A 16531-nucleotide genomic window follows, 5' to 3' on the forward strand; every position below is an offset into this window, starting at 1 on the left:
AATGCAACTTACTGTTGGACTGTTTTCTTCCAATCGGCAGCGAATTTGTCCATGCCTTGATCCGTTAAAGGATGTTTGGAAATTTGTTCGATGACTGAAAAAGGAACGGTTGCGATATGCGCGCCAGCCATAGCCACGCGTGTAACATGATCCGGATGACGGACAGATGCCGCAATGATTTGTGCATCCAGGTTATGCGTACGGAACAATTCAGCGATTTTCGTGACAAGTAAAACGCCGTCTTCCGAGATATCATCCAAGCGGCCTAGGAACGGGGAGACATAAGTCGCGCCAGCGCGAGCAGCCAAAAGTGCTTGGTTCACGGTGAAGATCAGTGTAACGTTAGTTTTTACACCCTTCTTCGTCAAGTAACGGCAAGCTTCTAAGCCTGCTAACGTCATCGGAAGCTTAATGGTGATGTTTTTGTCATTGTTGTTGATTTTGATCAGTTCATTCGCTTGGGCGATCATATCATCAGCTGTTTCTGCTTCAGGCGTTACTTCGGCCGAAACGGATTCAACCTCAGGTACTTCGCGTAAAATTTCAGCGATGCGATCCTCGAATTTCACGCCTTCTTTGGCTACCAAGGATGGGTTTGTGGTAACACCGGACAAGATTCCTACTTTATAAGCCTTTTTGATATCTACCAGATTCGCAGTGTCGATAAAAAATTTCATTGTTATTTCCTCCGTTTTTATAATTATTATTTTTTTGTATAAACTACTTAACCTTGCAAAACATTCTGACTATGCAATAGCTTTTGTTCTTATTTCTAGCGTTTTACTTCAGTAATTCTTTTGTCAAACGAACCACATTATCTACAGAGAAGCCAAAGTATTCCATAACCTCAACACCTGGTCCTGAAGCTCCGAATGTATCGATGGACAATATATTGCCGTTAGGTCCCGTGTAACGCTCCCAACCGAGCGAGATACCGGCTTCGATAGCTAGACGCTTCGTGACGGCAGCAGGTAGTACCGACTCCTTATAAGCTTCGGATTGACGGTTGAACAGCTCACGGCTCGGCATGGCAACTACGCGTACAGAGATATGATCCTTCTCGAGCTCAGCTTTGGCGTTCACGGCCAAGGAAACTTCGGAACCAGTTGCGATCAGGATAACATCCGGTTGACTGTTACTTTCCGTCAGGACATAGGCTCCTTTGGCTACCGCATCGACATTGCCTTTGGTTGCATCATATATAGGCAGGTTCTGTCTGCTCAACACCAGGGCTACCGGACCTTCATTTTGCTGTAAGGCATAAGCCCATGCGCTTGCCGTCTCATTGGCATCGCTTGGACGAATGACCGTAAGTCCAGGAATGGTGCGCAGCGCAGCCAAGTGCTCAACAGGCTCGTGAGTTGGTCCATCTTCGCCAACAGCCACTGAATCATGGGTAAATACGTAAGTAACAGGCAGCTTCTGCAGTGCAGCCAATCGAATCGACGGGCGTAGATAATCACTGAACACGAAGAATGTACTTACGAATGGTTTTACACCACCGTGCAGCGCCATACCGTTGCCTGCAGCGCCCATTGCATGCTCGCGGACACCGAAGTAGATATTGCGTCCAGCATAGGATTCAACAGCAAATACCTGCTCTCCGCTAATATCGGTCATCGTCGAATGGGACAAGTCCGCGCTGCCGCCAAAAATCGAAGGCACGGATTTAACGAAATGATTGATCGCTTGACCGCTTGCTACGCGCGTTGAAATCGTCTTAGAAGAATCGAAGGTAAGGATGTCCGCAGCATCGATTTTGACGGAACCTCCGATGATTTGTTCAAGCTCAGTACCAAGCTCTGGATGCTGTGCTTTATAGGATAAAATCAGTTCGTTCCACGCTGCTTCTTTGGCCGCGCCATTTTGTTTAAGCTCTGCAAAATGAGCTTTGACTTCAGCCGGAACTGTGAATTCTTCTTCATACTTCCAGCCATAAGCTTCCTTGGTTGCCTTTGCTTCTTCTTTGCCAAGCGGATTGCCATGCGCTTTATTCGTTCCTGCTACTTTGCTTCCATAACCGATAATCGTCCGGATTTCGATAATCGTCGGCTGGGAATCATTAAGCTTGGCTGTTTCGATTGCTTTAGCAATTTGCTCAATGTCGTTGCCGTCTTCCACTCTTAAATAATGCCAATGTGCGGATTCTGCTCTTTTTTGGATATTCTCTCCGAAGGAAAGATTGAGATCTCCGTCCAAGGAGATGTCGTTGGAATCGTACAATACAATTAATTTGTCCAGTTTCATATGTCCCGCCATGGACATAGCCTCGTAAGAGATTCCTTCCATCAAGCAGCCATCACCGACAAGCGCATAAGTGTAATGATCGACGACAGGGAACCCGCTTTGGTTGAATTTCGAAGCCAGATGCGCTTCAGCCATCGCCATACCTACTGCCATCGCAATACCTTGCCCAAGAGGACCCGTTGTTGCATCTACGCCATCCGTGTGGCCAAATTCAGGATGTCCTGGCGTCAGGCTGTTCAGCTTGCGGAACTGCTTCAAATCTTCTATAGAAACGTTATAACCAGACAAATGCAGAAGGCTGTACAGCAAAGCCGAGCCGTGGCCTGCGGATAATACGAAACGATCGCGATTGAACCATTTTGCATGGGCAGGATTGTGATTCAGTAGTTTGCCCCATAGTGCATACGCCATAGGCGCAGCTCCCATTGGCAGCCCAGGATGACCGGAATTGGCCGCGTTAGTCGCGTCAATCGATAACGTACGGATCGTATCGACAGCGAGTTGATCAATTGTTTGTGTGGTAGGCATATTGTTCTCCTTTTATGGATTCGATTTCTTGTTCCGACTTGTCATCGAACCACCAATGATAGCCATCCTGTGACAGCAGCTCATCGGACTCGACTGGTCCGTAGGTGCCAGCTGCATAGTGATGAAGTGGCACTAGGTTCTCTTCGTATGCATCTAAGATAGGTTGAACCCATTGCCATGACAACTCGACTTCGTCCCAATGCGCGAAGAACGTAGAATCTCCGTGCAAAGCGTCGCCAATCAAATTCTCGTAAGCCTCGGGCACATCATCTTGACTCTCATGAAAGTCGATATGCATGGGCTTGAACTTCCCTTTTTCCAAAGGATCTCTTGTATTTAATTGGAGCGAAATTCCTTCGTGGGGATTGATTTCAAATACGAGAAGATTAGGCATTTTATTATCATGATTTGCTCCAGACTGCTTTAACGGTTCTTTGAACTCGATCACGATTCTCGTCGATTTGTCCTTCATTCTTTTGCCAGTTCGGATGTAAAAAGGAACGCCCCGCCAAAAATAATCATCAATTTGAAGCTTAACTGCGATAAATGTGTCATTTTTTGAGGTTGTGGCAATATTGGGTTCGGATGTATATCCGACCACCGATTTCCCTTGGATCGTTCCTGCTCCGTACTGCCCGCGGACAACATGGGATCTAACATCCTCTTTTTGCAGCTTCTCCAGGGAATCCATCACCAGCTTCTTTTTAAAACGGACATTCTCTGAAGTACTGTTGTTCGGGAGGTGGATCGTCAGCATCATGAGCAATTGCAGCATATGGTTTTGGAACATGTCTCTAACAGCACCAACATGATCGTAATAGCCAGCTCGTTCTTCAACTCCGACGATTTCGTTCGCGGTTATTTGAACGTTAGCAATGTAACGGCTGCTCCATAATGCTTGAAGGACAGGATTGTTCTGCTGCAGAACCGCAAGATTCTGTACCATCGGCTTGCCGAGATAATGATCAACTCGAAAAATTTCATCTTCTTTAAAAGCTTTGCTCAGATTCGTATTCAAATCCCGAGCCGATTGCAAGTCATGGCCGAAAGGCTTTTCGATCACCAAACGCTTCCAGCCATTTGCGGAACCAAGTCCGCTTTCATTGATGTTCGCCGTAATCGTTTCAAAAAATTCAGGTCCTACGGACAAATAAAACATACGATTCGGCACTGTAGCACGTTGCTCTTCTTCCTGCTGTTCAATCAGCTGCAGCAGCTTCTGGTAATCTTCTTTACGGCTCACATCGAGAACACTATAGCGGAATGCACGTAAGAAGCTTTTCACCATAACGGGATCTTTCGCTTCGCGTCTGGCAAACATAAGGATAGATTGCTCGACATTTGCTTGAAAGGCTTCATCCGATAATTCTCTTCTACCAAGACCGATCACGGAGAAGGACTGCGGCAGTTTCTGATCGATGAACAAATTATATATGGCAGGGTAAATTTTTCTTTTGGCCAAATCCCCCGTGGCTCCAAATAAGACAAACGTGGTAGCTTCCATTCTTCTTCTCCTTCCTGCAGAGCCTTTTTGGTTAGCACTGGTTTCTATTTCCTAAATCCACTATAATACGAATATCACCTATACAGGTAATTAATATATTTTACAGGAGATATAGACCACGTCTATGATCAATTACGAACTTTACAAGGTTTTCTATTGGGCCGCGAAGACCGGAAGCTTATCTAGTGCCGCCAAGTCGTTGTACCTCACCCAGCCAAGCGTCAGCCACGCCATCAAACAACTAGAAGAAAGCTTCGGTATCACCTTGTTTTATCGCAATTCCAAAGGTGTTTCCTTAACGCAAGAGGGCGTCACTCTCTATTCGTATATCGAGAAGTCGCAGATCCTAATCTCTTTGGCAGAAGAAAAGATGGCGGCGCTTAAAAATCTGGACAGCGGCGAGCTGCGGATCGGTGGCAGCGATTCGTTGTTCAAGCACTACTTGCTTCCTTTTCTGGAAAGTTATCATCAGAAGTATCCCGGCATCAAATTGCATCTGAATCATGGGACGACGCCAGAAACCATCGCATTTTTGAAAGAGGGAAAAATCGATTTGGGTGTCGTTCGTATGCCCATTGTCGATTCCCAGCTTGAAGTGATGATGGGCATTCAGCTGCAGGATTGCTTTGTAGCGGGGGCTCATTATGCTGATCTTAAGGACCAAGTACTCTCACTGGAATCGCTGCTTCAGTATCCCATCATCCTATTCTCACGTAATAGCCGGGTACGGATGGCCATCACGGAACTATTTCAAAGCTACGGTTATCAGATCAAACCTGAAATTGAAGTCGGAAGCGTGGATCTTCTTATCGAATTTGCGCGAAAAGGCCTCGGAATCTCTTACATAACCAAAGAATTCATTTCCAAGGAACTGGAAGAGGGTTCACTCTTTGAAATTCAATTAGATCTCAAGATGCCACCTTCCCAAGTGGGATTCATGATTATGCGTGATATGCCGCTTTCCAATGCGGCAAGCAAGTTTATTGAGCTCGTGAAATAGCATCCAAGTGTAAGCTTGCAAGTAACAAACAAAAAGCATCCGCTGCCCTGTTGAAACAGGCTGGGATGCTCTTCTTTTTTTGCCATTCATTCTATCCTCGTTCTATAAGCTCCGCAATTATTTGACTGAAAGTGAATTTGTCACAAGTATGAGAGAAAATCACTAGTCCTTCAAACGTCGTGCTTCAACGATCATTACGATTCAATATAACTGCTCGTTAGTTAATATAAAGGCGGTTGCCTCTAGTCCCTACATCGTTCTTGCAGATCATACCAAGGAATACAATGTTGGTAATGTATGATCAACAGGGAGGATTCCGATACAATGGCAAACAGCCCTTTTATTCCTTACAAAATGGTTTCGTGGCTAACGACCGTCCGCGAAGATATACCTTCAGGGTTGAGCTATGAAGCGCTCGTGACTGCGTTCGAGCGTGAAATGGGGCATTGGAATCAGAACGCTGAAACCGCGCTCGTTAAAGAGCATGCTTCCTGGGAAAAGGTACAGCAAGCATTCGCACAAATGGCTGGCCCCCACGGGTTAATGATCTTCTTCAAAATCGACCAAGGCCGGCTGGTCTCGCTCCATAACGGCATAAAAAAATGCGTTTTATATATCATCGGTAATGGGGTCGTAGCCGAACCGATCCTCACGATCGATATAAGAGCCAGTTTGTTTGTGCCGTTCCGGGTATCTCTTTATGATAACGGTAATCCCACTGGGGCCATAATTAGCTACGAGCGACCCTCGTCTTTTTTAGCGACATTGAATCATCCAGCCTTGTACCCTTACGGTTCTTTGCTCGATCATCGAATGAATTGTGTCGTGCAGCGTATTTTAAGGAACAATCAGAATCAAACACCTTAAAAAAGCAATATCTTTTGAAGTCGAAATAATGTCATCATTAAGTACTGTCTTTTTCTTTCCTTTTAGGACACACAGAACACTAGCATATCGAACATCCCTTAGTGAATAACCAGTTCAATGAAAAGGGTATCTTATACAAGGACAGATTTAAAAAGATAGGGAGTGAGCAAGAGATGGGAACCTTAACAGTGGTGGGAAGCTCTAACCCGCAAACTGAAACAGCTCAAAAAACACTTGGCCAGTATTTGTTCGATTGCCTGAAGCTGGAGGGTATTACCGAAATTTTCGGCGTTGCCGGAGACTATAATTTTACACTATTGGATACGCTGGAGCGATATAACGGCGTCCGGTTTATTAGTGGACGGAACGAATTGAACTCAGGTTATGCGGCGGATGGCTACGCAAGAATTAAAGGTCTGTCCGCTCTTATTACGACTTTCGGGGTCGGGGAGCTCAGTGCCTGCAATGCAATAGCGGGAGCTTACAGCGAGCATGTGCCGCTGATTCACATCGTGGGTGCGCCTCCCGATAAGGATCAAAAGGAACACAAGCTGATGCACCACACTCTCATGAATGGAAATTTTGACGTCTTCCACAAAGTGTATGAACTGATTACGGCTTATACCGCGGTACTGACGCCGGAAAACGCCGAGATTGAAATTCCTGCCGCCATTCGCATTGCGAAGGAAAAGAAAAAGCCGGTATACCTGGTTGTGGCTGATGATTTAGTGACCAAGCCGATCATTGCCAGGAAAGAGTCGATACCGCCGCGTCCAACGTCCAATCTGAAAACCCTTCAGGCAGCAACGGAACATGTCCGCCAGCTGCTGGAGCGTGCCCACCGGCCGGTCATTCTGGTTGATGTCAAAACAATGCGGTTCGGCCTAGAAAAAGCGGTTCGGCAGTTCGCCGATGCCATGAACGCACCTGTTGCGACAATGATGTTCGGAAAGGGGGCATTCGACGAAACCCATCCGAATTATATTGGGATGTATGGAGGCTCTTTCGGAAGTTCTGAAGTCCAAACCACGGTAGAAAATGCAGACTGTGTCATTGCGGTAGGCATGGTATGGGCGGACAATAACACCGGAAACTTCACCGCGAAGCTGAACCCACTAGTGACAGTCGATATTCAACCGGAAATGGTCAAGATCGCAGAAGCCGAATATCCGAATGTGTTCGCAGTCGACATGCTGCTTGCTGTGCAAAAGGTTGGTCACAAAGGCCATGGTTTAGCGGGAAAAGCAACATTCCCGTACGACCAAATAACCGGCAGTACTGATGAGCCACTAACTGCGGCCATTTATTATCCTCGTTTTCAGCAGATGCTCAAAGAAGGGGATATCGTGATTGCCGAGACCGGTACGTTGTACAACGGGATGGCGCAGGTGAAACTACCGCTCAATGTAACGTATATTGCTCAGGGAGGCTGGGAGTCCATCGGTTATGCCACACCCTCAGCATACGGTGCCAGTATCGCTGCCCCGAACCGACGGGTGTTGTTATTTACAGGTGACGGCTCCTTGCAGTTGACAGCCCAAGAGATCAGCTCCATGCTCTATTATGAATGCAAGCCCATTATCTTCGTCTTGAACAACGATGGGTATACGATCGAAAAATATTTAAATGTGAAAACAGAGGATCAGCAATATAACAAAATTCCGCGCTGGTCATATACCAAGCTGGCTGAAGCTTTTGGAGGCGATGCGTTTGCCGTGACTGTCCGGACCTATGGAGAGCTTGACCAGGCTATAACCCAAGCTGATAAGGAACGTGCCGGAAGACTCTGTATCATTGAAATGATCGCCGCGGATCCTATGGACGCACCCGAAAATATGCGCCGGATGCGCAACTATTTGGAGATGCAGGAGAAGCAGCGAAGCCAGAAATAGAATCAGCTGGACTCTTTCCTTTGTCTGGAGAAATCCCTCATCTTAATAATCACGATCAACAAAAACAGCGTTGCTGCAGCAACGCTTCTGTATCCCTTCGATGACAAATTCATCACTCAAGTACATCCGTGATTGAATCGCAACATAATCCCCGTCGACTAAAGTGCGCTTAAATGCTTACAGTTGCCAATTTCCTTTAAATGATCAAGTGTCCAAATTGAGAAGAAAATTACGTGTACTGTAATAGGCATCGTTCCACCCCATTTTTGCATAGAAACGAAGTCCATCCATCCCCTTAAAATAATAGGCTCCAATTAATCTCTCTTTGAAATCCGGGATAATAATTCCAACTTTTTCTTGGTAGTCTTGATAAGCATGAATTACTTCACGCCCTTCCATGTGTCTATCGAGAATTGCGAGATCGACAAGAAAATCGCCGTATGCAAAGTTGCCATCAATGACACCGGTTATACGTGAGCCGTCGGACAAAATATTCCATTGGTGAAAATCCCCATGAATAAAGTAACGGTGGGGTTCATTGTAGGACGAGTAAGCCATTAAACGTTTGTAGCATTCATCAAATACATCTTTTTCTAAACAAGAACTCTGAAATAAGTCATACCAATTCTCCCAGAAGTTCCCCGTCTGATCCTCAGCAAATGATGTAACCAAATAGTCCTTCCATGTTTGAAATGTTCCGTCACCATTAGGCCCGACCCATCCATATCCGCTTGTTAGCCCGAGATCTACATGGTTTAGACGTGTCAATATCCTTATAAGCTCTGGGAGTTGGTGGGTTTGCTGCTCAGCTGAGAAATCCGCTAGATTACAGCCATCAATCCGTTCCATTATGGAGTATGCTAGATGTCCGACTTTCCCTTGTCCAAGGCATCTTGGAAACGGTATCCCCTGGTTACATAGCAATTCCGAAATATAATGTTCTGTTTTATACGCTCCCTCCATGTCACTGAATTTAATCACGTATCCTTTTCCTTCATTGCTGAAGGAGAAAACAGTGCTCAAGTTACCGCCCACCAGTGGCGTTATCTCTACCACTTTTGAACCGAGATGAGTCCTTAATACTGCCTCTTCCTCACTTATGTCCAAGCTTGGTTTTTCATATGCAGTCATGGCTCACACTCCCCTCGTTTTGTTACAAGAGCCCTGAATATAAACATTTAACATCATGTATTGCGCTTGATTAATTTGTACCCTGCGGAAACTGCAGGTCACAGCTTTCTCAGGGGTTCATGCTCGGCCAACTGCTCGCCCTCATGGCGGGAACGGATATACTGCACGGGCGACAGCCCGAACAGCCTCTTATACTCACGGCTAAACTGCGTCGAGCTTTGGTAGCCCGTACGCAGCGCCGTTTCCGTTACATTGGCACCGTCAAGCAAAAGCCTACGCGCTTCCTGAAGACGAAGTTGCTTCTGGTACTGCAAGGGAGCCATGGCCGTCACTTCTTTAAATTTATAATGCAGGCTGGAGATGCTCATATTCCCCAGTTCAGCCAGCTCTTCAATCGTAATGGCACTGTCAAAGTTATGGGTGATCCAGTCGATTACCTTGCTGATTCCGGAAGCCTCCTGATGCCATAACATGTTGTAATAAAAGCGTGAGCCTTCCTCACCATCCAGCAGCCAGTAGATGATTTCCCGTTTTACTGCTGGCGCGAGGTATTTGGCCGCCTTGGGGTCTTGTGAAAGCCGCAGCAGCTTTTCGAAGCCCTCCAATACCTCAAGCTTGGGTTTGCCGACAAAAATACCCGTGTGAGGCCCGTCCTCCAGTTGGAGCTTCAGACCAGCTTCAGTTGCGACTGCGGCCACCTCACCGGGGGACAATTCGATCCGCAGCGCCAAATATGGCGCATCTGCCGCGGCCTCCAATATCTGGCCAGTAACCGGCAAACTTAAGCTTGTAGCGAGAAAATTCCCCCGCTTGTACTCGATTATGTCTTCTCCAAACTGCAAGCGTGTCTTCCCTTGCAAAATAATGCAGAGAGATGGTTTCAATGGCCCCTTTGACATTAATGTCGGGCTGTTTACTTTCAAGATATCAAGAAAAGGAACAGCCGCCTGCAGTCTGTTTGAATTTATAGGTATTTGTAAGCAAAGGTTCAATAACCGATCCAGAAGCTCCTGTATATTCACCTGGTTAATGTGCATGGCGTCTGTTCCTTTTTATTTGTAGTGTGCTCTTAGGCAATATTTAAACATATACCGGCTGGGAAAACAATTCGCTTTGGATAATCAGGCAGATATTCCGTATGATCGAACTATCTTTCAAGGAGAGAAAGACAGATAATTACGGATGTACCGGACAGTCGCATACAGCGTTCGCGAAGTGAGCGCTATCGTCATGGTATAGAATATCACGTATCTAAGGAGGCAATTTATAATGAAATATAAACAACTTGGAAATACAGGACTTTTAGTTTCGCAGCTTGCTCTAGGGACGATGACGTTCTCCAGTGGAAAGGGTTTTAATAGTATTATCGGTTCAATTGGACAAGAAGAGGCAGATCAGATGATACGGAAGAGTGTGGATATCGGGATCAACTTCTATGATACCGCTGATATTTATGGAGATGGTGAAAGTGAAATTACGCTTGGACAATCCTTCCGTAACCTTGGCATTGCAAGAAAGGATGTTGTGATTGCTACCAAAGCAGCTGGTAGGTCTGGCAAAGGACGTAACGATGTCGGCGCTTCAAGAGGACACATCATGGATGCAGTGGAAGGAAGCTTGAAGCGGCTGCAAACCGATTACATCGATTTGTATCAGATTCATGCCGATGATTTCCTGACGCCGGTTGAAGAAACCTTGGGCGCTCTGGATGATCTGGTATCACAAGGCAAAGTTCGGTACATTGGTGTATCGAACTGGCAAGCCTGGAAGATTGCCGACGCACTTGGTATTTCTGAGCGCAAGAATCTAGCCCGCTTTGAAACGCTGCAGGCGTATTATTCGCTTGCCAGCCGGGATTTAGAGCGGGAGCTGGCACCTATGATGGAGGCGAAGAAAATGGGACTCCTGGTGTGGGGTCCGCTTGCCGGCGGTCTGCTATCGGGGCGGTATGACCGGCACAATCAGAAAGCAGAGGATTCGCGCCGCTCGGCGGCTGATTTCCCGCTTGTGGATAAGGAACGTGCCTGGAATATTATTGATGTGCTTAGGCCGATTGCGGAAGCGCACGGAACGAATTCTGCTACTGTTGCCCTCGCCTGGCTGCTGACGAGACCCGTCGTAACCTCCGTTCTGGTTGGAGCAAAGCGGCTTGAACAACTGGAGGCTAATCTGGAAGCAGCGGAGCTGGAGCTGACGGATGATGAAATTCGCCGTCTTGACGAAGTGAGCGCACTGCCGCCGGAATATCCGGGCTGGATGGTTGAATTCCAGAAGCGAGACCGCCTGGAGCCTTAAGAGTCGCCTTAAGCATTCTGATTGATGTACTTGGTGACGTTACTAATAATTGAATCAAGTTCATCGGTCGTATCAACTACTAATTCGCCCTCTAACGGTTTAATGCTTAGATCTTTATAATATTGTTTTAATTCAATAAAATCGGTAATCAATTGGTTAGGCATAGGATTAACCTTTCTTTTGTTAAAGCGATCGGCCCAAATTTTTTCATTAGAGCAGATACAAAGTATGGATTTCAAGAAATAGTTATGTTCTTTTAACCAATCACTAAACCTCGTCACGTCTTCTTCTTGGTTAAAAGGGAAATCCAGAATAAAACGTCCATTCATTTTCTTGTTCGATTCTAGAATTCTGAATAAGATTCCATATGAAACCTTGTTCCTTTGATCATGAATATCGTTATAACTAGCTACCACATCATAAAAGTCATCTTTTCGAATAATAGGGATATTAAGTTGGGAACTTAATAGATCTGATATAGTCGTCTTTCCTACACCTGGACGCCCTCTGAATAAAATGATATCGGACAATATAATTCCACCTATCTCTATCATATAACCATAATATACCACCCATTGGTTTAGCTTGCTATTCTAGAATGCTTTAGCAATTAAAAATGCAGCTATAAATCGCCACGAAAACTAAAGGTACGGCCCCAAAAATTTGAGGAGCTGTACCTTTTCTCATGGAAAGTCAATATTTGATAGAGAGCTTGGAAACGTCGGTGGGTTTTATGGAAATAACGGCTTTCAAAAAGTGCTTGAAGTAGCTGTCACAGTTATCCCGGCTGCATAGCTGCCCTCCATTATCCGTCCGTCGGAGATATTCGTTATGGCATCTCCGCACATGCATAGATCGGTAAACGTTACATTTGTTACAGCATTCGTGTCACTTGAGCCATAGATATGTATGGGGTTAAAAGCTAATTTATCGAATAAAGTGCTTTCTATATTTACATTCGTTATGGGTGCTGTTTTCGCTTCTATTTCTATAGGAATACTTTTACCCATGGAAGTAAATACAAAGCTTTCCACTCTTGTATTTACAAAATGTATATCGTCCATCAACTGATTCCCCGAAGTTGCTTCTACCACGATTCCACGCCGTGCCTGAACGACGTCGTTATCTTCAAACCATACATCATACATAGGGCTCAACGACTGCAAACCTGCTTTGAGACCAGCACAAGACGAAAATACAATATTGTTCTTGAAATGTATGTTATACATGGCAAAGTCCATTATAGTCGATTTAGCACACAGGGCATCATCTACGGTCATGACAAAGTTTTTTTCCGCTATGGCATTCCTTGTTCCACATAGATCTATACCGTCATTCATGATTTTATACTGGTCTGCATTTTTGTGATTGATAATCTTGACATTTCTTACCGTAAATCCATCGCCACCTTGAATACCGTTAATTGTCCACGTTGTTGAGTCCTTTATGATGATGCCTTCTATCGTTACATGATTGGAAAAGTTACCTACAATAACGTTTCTTCTGTATCCGAGATAGGTTGATGATGCACGGTCCTTATCCATAATCTCTATACCACTGGCGTCCAACACACCGCGCCCCAGTATTTTGGCATTGGGTGCATGGTCTATCCTTATCATGGGTTCAATAAATATTTTACCCTCCCCACTGATAGTAGAATCATAAAGGGTTCTGTCCGGATTTGACTTTAGGACTGCCCCTCCCTGTAGGTAAAGGGTGACATTGCTCTTTATGTAGAGAATATCCTTAACTTTATATACACCTACAGGTACATACACGATTCCTCCGCCTGCGGCAGATGCATCATCAATTGCTTGCTGTATGATACGGGTAACATCGCTCGTCCAAGTGTTGTCTGCATGATAAGGAGAGTTTATTATATTATAAATACCTGTCCCGGAGGATGCCGGAGCATGGCTTTCCAAAGGGTCCGCCAGAACAACGAGCTTCTCCAGGCTATTAATCTGTATAACCAAATAGCATGGCTTTTCGGAATTACTGTCAATAGAAAAAGTCAATTGATTCCCGCTTACTGTCCCCGTAATCCCCAAACTGTGCGGGCTTATATCATAGCTTGTGATGGGCTGGCTTGCCGTGACCGTTAGTATGGATGTACCCGAGTAGGAAAAATGAGCATAATGGTAGTCCAAAAAATTTTCAACAAAGACAGTGGTGTCGTCTACATGTAAATGAAAAGCCGAGCTTGCTGTAGTATAAGCGGGTTTAGTGTAAGTAATCATGGTTGCCACACATCTCCTATTTATATTTAATATTTTTCTTAAGAAACAAACTATATAAGATGAACTAAACATCATAACAGCAGAGAGGCGCTGCGAAAGCAGACCCTTCTTCCAGTCGCTGTTCAGCCAGATTCTTTCGATTCTTAGCCCCCAAATAAAGCCGGTTGCACCCTTGACGTGGTGAGAACCGGATTATTTTCTGTCCAAAATACCTTAGCGTTGTAAATCTGCGTTTTTACTTCTGATCCCACATCTTAACGGCATTTTTTGTAGTCACGACCGTATCCTTGTTCTCCTGATACCATTTGGCCATGTACTCGTCCAGTTTCGGCCCTCCATTCTTCGCCCACACCGCCTTGGCATCCTCGAATGCCTGATCGATAGTGTAAGCCTTCCCTCCGATAATCGCCTTGTCCCAAATTGTCGCAAGATCTTTTTGAAGGCTGACGCGAATAAGGCTTAAATCATCGGAAACCACAGGATAACTGAGAAGAGGTTGTACAAACTCCCGATTGGGATCAATATAATCCTTTCTAGCCTGCAGCACCAAATCCTTAAATGATTTTTGAATAGGGTCCGCAGGATTAAGGAATGTCTCCGCGAAGGAGCATTTTGAATTCGGAACACCAGGCCCAAATGAAAGCATAGATAAATCTGAAGTGGTTTGTCCTCTCTCCTTTGTGTTTTTCTCTTGATCTATCGGAATCGCACAGCCGTTGGCATCCGGCTTATAATGAACATTTTCAAAACCGTCCTGTAACACGCTGGATGCTTCCGCTCCAACGAGAAAATCGACGTATTTCATTACAGCGACTGGATCCTTCGCTAGGATATTGATCGCTGCCCCGCCGGCATTAAACGGTGCAGCTATAATAGGATTTAATTTACCGAACGGTGTTTCGGGATAAGCCAGTGCAATTACTTCTGCCGTAGGAACATTTTTCTTCAGTGCCTGGAAGGCGGCAAGTGAGGCTGTATTATTTAAATTCCCGTTCAGCGTGTAAATGCCCAGTCTCCCGGAAATCCAATCTTGTTTTACTTTATCTGGCTTATTGACTAGAAAATCTTTATCAACCGCACCTGCATCGAACAATTTCTTTTTAAAATCAGCGGCAGCTTTAGTCGTTTCCAATCTTTTCACTAATTGTCCATTATAAACCGTATAACCGAACTGGCTATTCCAATCATTAAACATTTTATTGATTTGATCGGCCGCATCGCTTCCTTGAATGTTAATGCCATAGGTGTCCTTTTTTCCGTTCCCATCAGGATCCTGATCAGCAAAAGCTATGGCTACCTTTAGCCAATCATCGACTGTTTTTGGCACCTCCAGTTTTAATTTATCCAGCCAGTCTTTTCGTATGAGAATGGTGTCATTAATTCCCCCGTTCTGCACGGTTTTAAACATGTACATTTTGCCGTCGCTTGCTGTTGCCAGCTTCTTCATATCCGGATATTTTTGCAGCCACTGTTTGTATGTAGTGCTGTGTTTTTCGATCAAATCATCTAGCGGCATGAGCTGCTTGGTATTGTACCAATCCAGTAAATTTTGAGCTGTATATTCAAAAATTAAATCAGGGGCGCTTCCTGAAGCAAACAGCACGTTATATTTATCCTTTTGTTTCGAAGCATCACGTGCTACCGGAACAAACGTAACCTCGGCTGGGGCTTTTTCGTTAATCCATTTGGTCCACCGGTTATTGTCAACAGTTCCTTCTTCTTGCGGCACCGCATTGCGTTCAAAAACTGAGGATGTGATTTTCGGCTTCGCAACCGGACCAGTAGTAGTACTATTTTTATCATTATTTTGTGGTGTAGAACAACCTGCTAGTATCGTTGTTAAAGTCAAAGCTGTAATTACGCTTACAATCGCAGGCTTGCCAGTTAATTTGTTCATTCCAATACCTCCATAAATTTAATAATAATGGTTTTGCGAACTGTTGACTTACCTACCCTTTTACTGCACCAATCATAATACCTTTAACAAAATATTTTTGTATGAACGGATACACGAGTAATGGGGGGATCATTAAAATAATGACTCCGGCGGAACGAACCGATTCGGGTGTAATCAGATCGGCCAGCTGGGGTTCATTGGATGTCGCCTCTGCCAAGGCCGCTTGGTTTTGAATCATTTGCTGAACAAGAACGGTCAAATTATATTTTTTGGCATTCGTAATGTATAGCAGGATATTTTGAAACATGTTCCAATAATGAACGCCGTAGAACAAAACCAGCGTGGCCATGACTGGAATGGACAAGGGCAGAATAATGCCTCCGAGCAGCCGCCATTCACTGCATCCGTCCATACGAGCGGCTTCAACCAACTCTTCGGGGATATTTTCAAAAAACGTTTTCATCAGTAACATATTAAATGAGCTGACGAGTGAGGGCAGCCACAGCGCCCAGTAACTGTTCATCAAACCCAACGATTTCAGGAGCAGATACATAGGGATGATACCGCCACTGAACAGCAAAGTGAACACAATCGCAAGGCTGAAAAACCGTCTAGCGTAAAAATATCGCCTTGATAACGGATAAGCGGCTAATATGGTCATTAGCATACTCAAGGTTACCCCAACCAAGGTAATGGTCATGCTGTTTGTAAGCGCCCCGATCAGACGCGTTCCTTTAAATAGCGAATCGTAGGATCCGAATGTGAAATTGACGGGTAAAAAGGAAACCATACCAGACATGACCGCATGATTGTCGCTTAACGAGAGCGCGAGTGTATGAATGAGGGGGATGATACAGCTCAATCCGGCCACCGCAAGGACGATATAGTTCAAGGAGTAAAAGATCTTTTCTCCGGTACTGATTTTCATAT

General features: G+C 45.1%; 13 protein-coding genes. 4 read left to right on the top strand and 9 right to left on the bottom strand.

The window, feature by feature from the left end; translation table 11 throughout:
* Positions 1–8: 8 nt before the first annotated feature.
* From fsa to zwf, 3 genes are all read right to left on the bottom strand, one after another.
* Positions 9–677, bottom strand: a complete 669-nt coding sequence (gene fsa, locus BM210_RS07115; RefSeq protein ID WP_091166003.1) for a fructose-6-phosphate aldolase — start codon at positions 675–677, stop codon at positions 9–11.
* Between the two features lie 103 nt (positions 678–780).
* The gene (gene tkt / locus BM210_RS07120; protein WP_091166004.1) at positions 781–2775 is read right to left on the bottom strand and encodes a transketolase; all 1995 of its coding nucleotides are present in this window, start codon (positions 2773–2775) and stop codon (positions 781–783) included.
* Entirely contained in the window at positions 2753–4279 is a 1527-nt protein-coding gene (gene zwf, locus BM210_RS07125) for a glucose-6-phosphate dehydrogenase (protein ID WP_091166005.1), read from the bottom strand. Before zwf ends, tkt begins: the two co-directional genes overlap by 23 nt.
* Positions 4280–4403: 124 nt before the next feature.
* On the opposite strand from zwf, the gene BM210_RS07130 reads away from it, so the two are divergent.
* From BM210_RS07130 to BM210_RS07140, 3 genes are all read left to right on the top strand, one after another.
* Positions 4404–5279, top strand: a complete 876-nt coding sequence (locus BM210_RS07130) for a LysR family transcriptional regulator (protein ID WP_091166006.1) — start codon at positions 4404–4406, stop codon at positions 5277–5279.
* Between the two features lie 324 nt (positions 5280–5603).
* Entirely contained in the window at positions 5604–6146 is a 543-nt protein-coding gene (locus BM210_RS07135; protein ID WP_091166007.1) for a DUF302 domain-containing protein, read from the top strand.
* Between the two features lie 173 nt (positions 6147–6319).
* Positions 6320–8038 (top strand): alpha-keto acid decarboxylase family protein, encoded by a 1719-nt coding sequence (locus BM210_RS07140; protein WP_091166008.1) that lies wholly within the window; start codon positions 6320–6322, stop codon positions 8036–8038.
* Between the two features lie 204 nt (positions 8039–8242).
* Here BM210_RS07140 and BM210_RS07145 read toward each other — a convergent pair whose 3' ends face one another.
* The gene (locus tag BM210_RS07145; protein ID WP_091166009.1) at positions 8243–9169 is read right to left on the bottom strand and encodes a phosphotransferase family protein; all 927 of its coding nucleotides are present in this window, start codon (positions 9167–9169) and stop codon (positions 8243–8245) included.
* A 98-nt stretch (positions 9170–9267) separates the two neighbouring features.
* Positions 9268–10206: an AraC family transcriptional regulator gene (locus BM210_RS07150; protein ID WP_091166010.1), complete on the bottom strand. Its 939-nt coding sequence runs from the start codon at positions 10204–10206 to the stop codon at positions 9268–9270.
* A gap of 232 nt (positions 10207–10438) precedes the next feature.
* Between BM210_RS07150 and BM210_RS07155 the strand changes: the two genes are divergently transcribed.
* Positions 10439–11464 (top strand): aldo/keto reductase, encoded by a 1026-nt coding sequence (locus BM210_RS07155; protein ID WP_091166011.1) that lies wholly within the window; start codon positions 10439–10441, stop codon positions 11462–11464.
* Positions 11465–11472: 8 nt separating this feature from the next.
* On the opposite strand, the gene BM210_RS07160 is transcribed toward BM210_RS07155, so the two are convergent.
* From BM210_RS07160 to BM210_RS07175, 4 genes are all read right to left on the bottom strand, one after another.
* Positions 11473–11994 carry a P-loop nucleotide/nucleoside kinase family protein gene (locus tag BM210_RS07160; RefSeq protein WP_177237680.1) on the bottom strand — a complete coding sequence of 174 codons (522 nt, stop codon included), beginning with the start codon at positions 11992–11994 and terminating at the stop codon, positions 11473–11475.
* 219 nt (positions 11995–12213) lie between these two features.
* The gene (locus tag BM210_RS07165; RefSeq protein WP_177237681.1) at positions 12214–13704 is read right to left on the bottom strand and encodes a glycoside hydrolase family protein; all 1491 of its coding nucleotides are present in this window, start codon (positions 13702–13704) and stop codon (positions 12214–12216) included.
* Between the two features lie 235 nt (positions 13705–13939).
* Positions 13940–15601, bottom strand: coding sequence for a type 2 periplasmic-binding domain-containing protein (locus BM210_RS07170; RefSeq protein ID WP_091166014.1), 1662 nt, complete (start codon positions 15599–15601; stop codon positions 13940–13942).
* A gap of 52 nt (positions 15602–15653) precedes the next feature.
* Entirely contained in the window at positions 15654–16529 is an 876-nt protein-coding gene (locus BM210_RS07175; RefSeq protein ID WP_091166015.1) for a carbohydrate ABC transporter permease, read from the bottom strand.
* Positions 16530–16531 lie beyond the last annotated feature (2 nt).

This window comes from Paenibacillus sp. 1_12 (genome assembly GCF_900114475.1).
Lineage (GTDB): Bacteria > Bacillota > Bacilli > Paenibacillales > NBRC-103111 > Paenibacillus_S.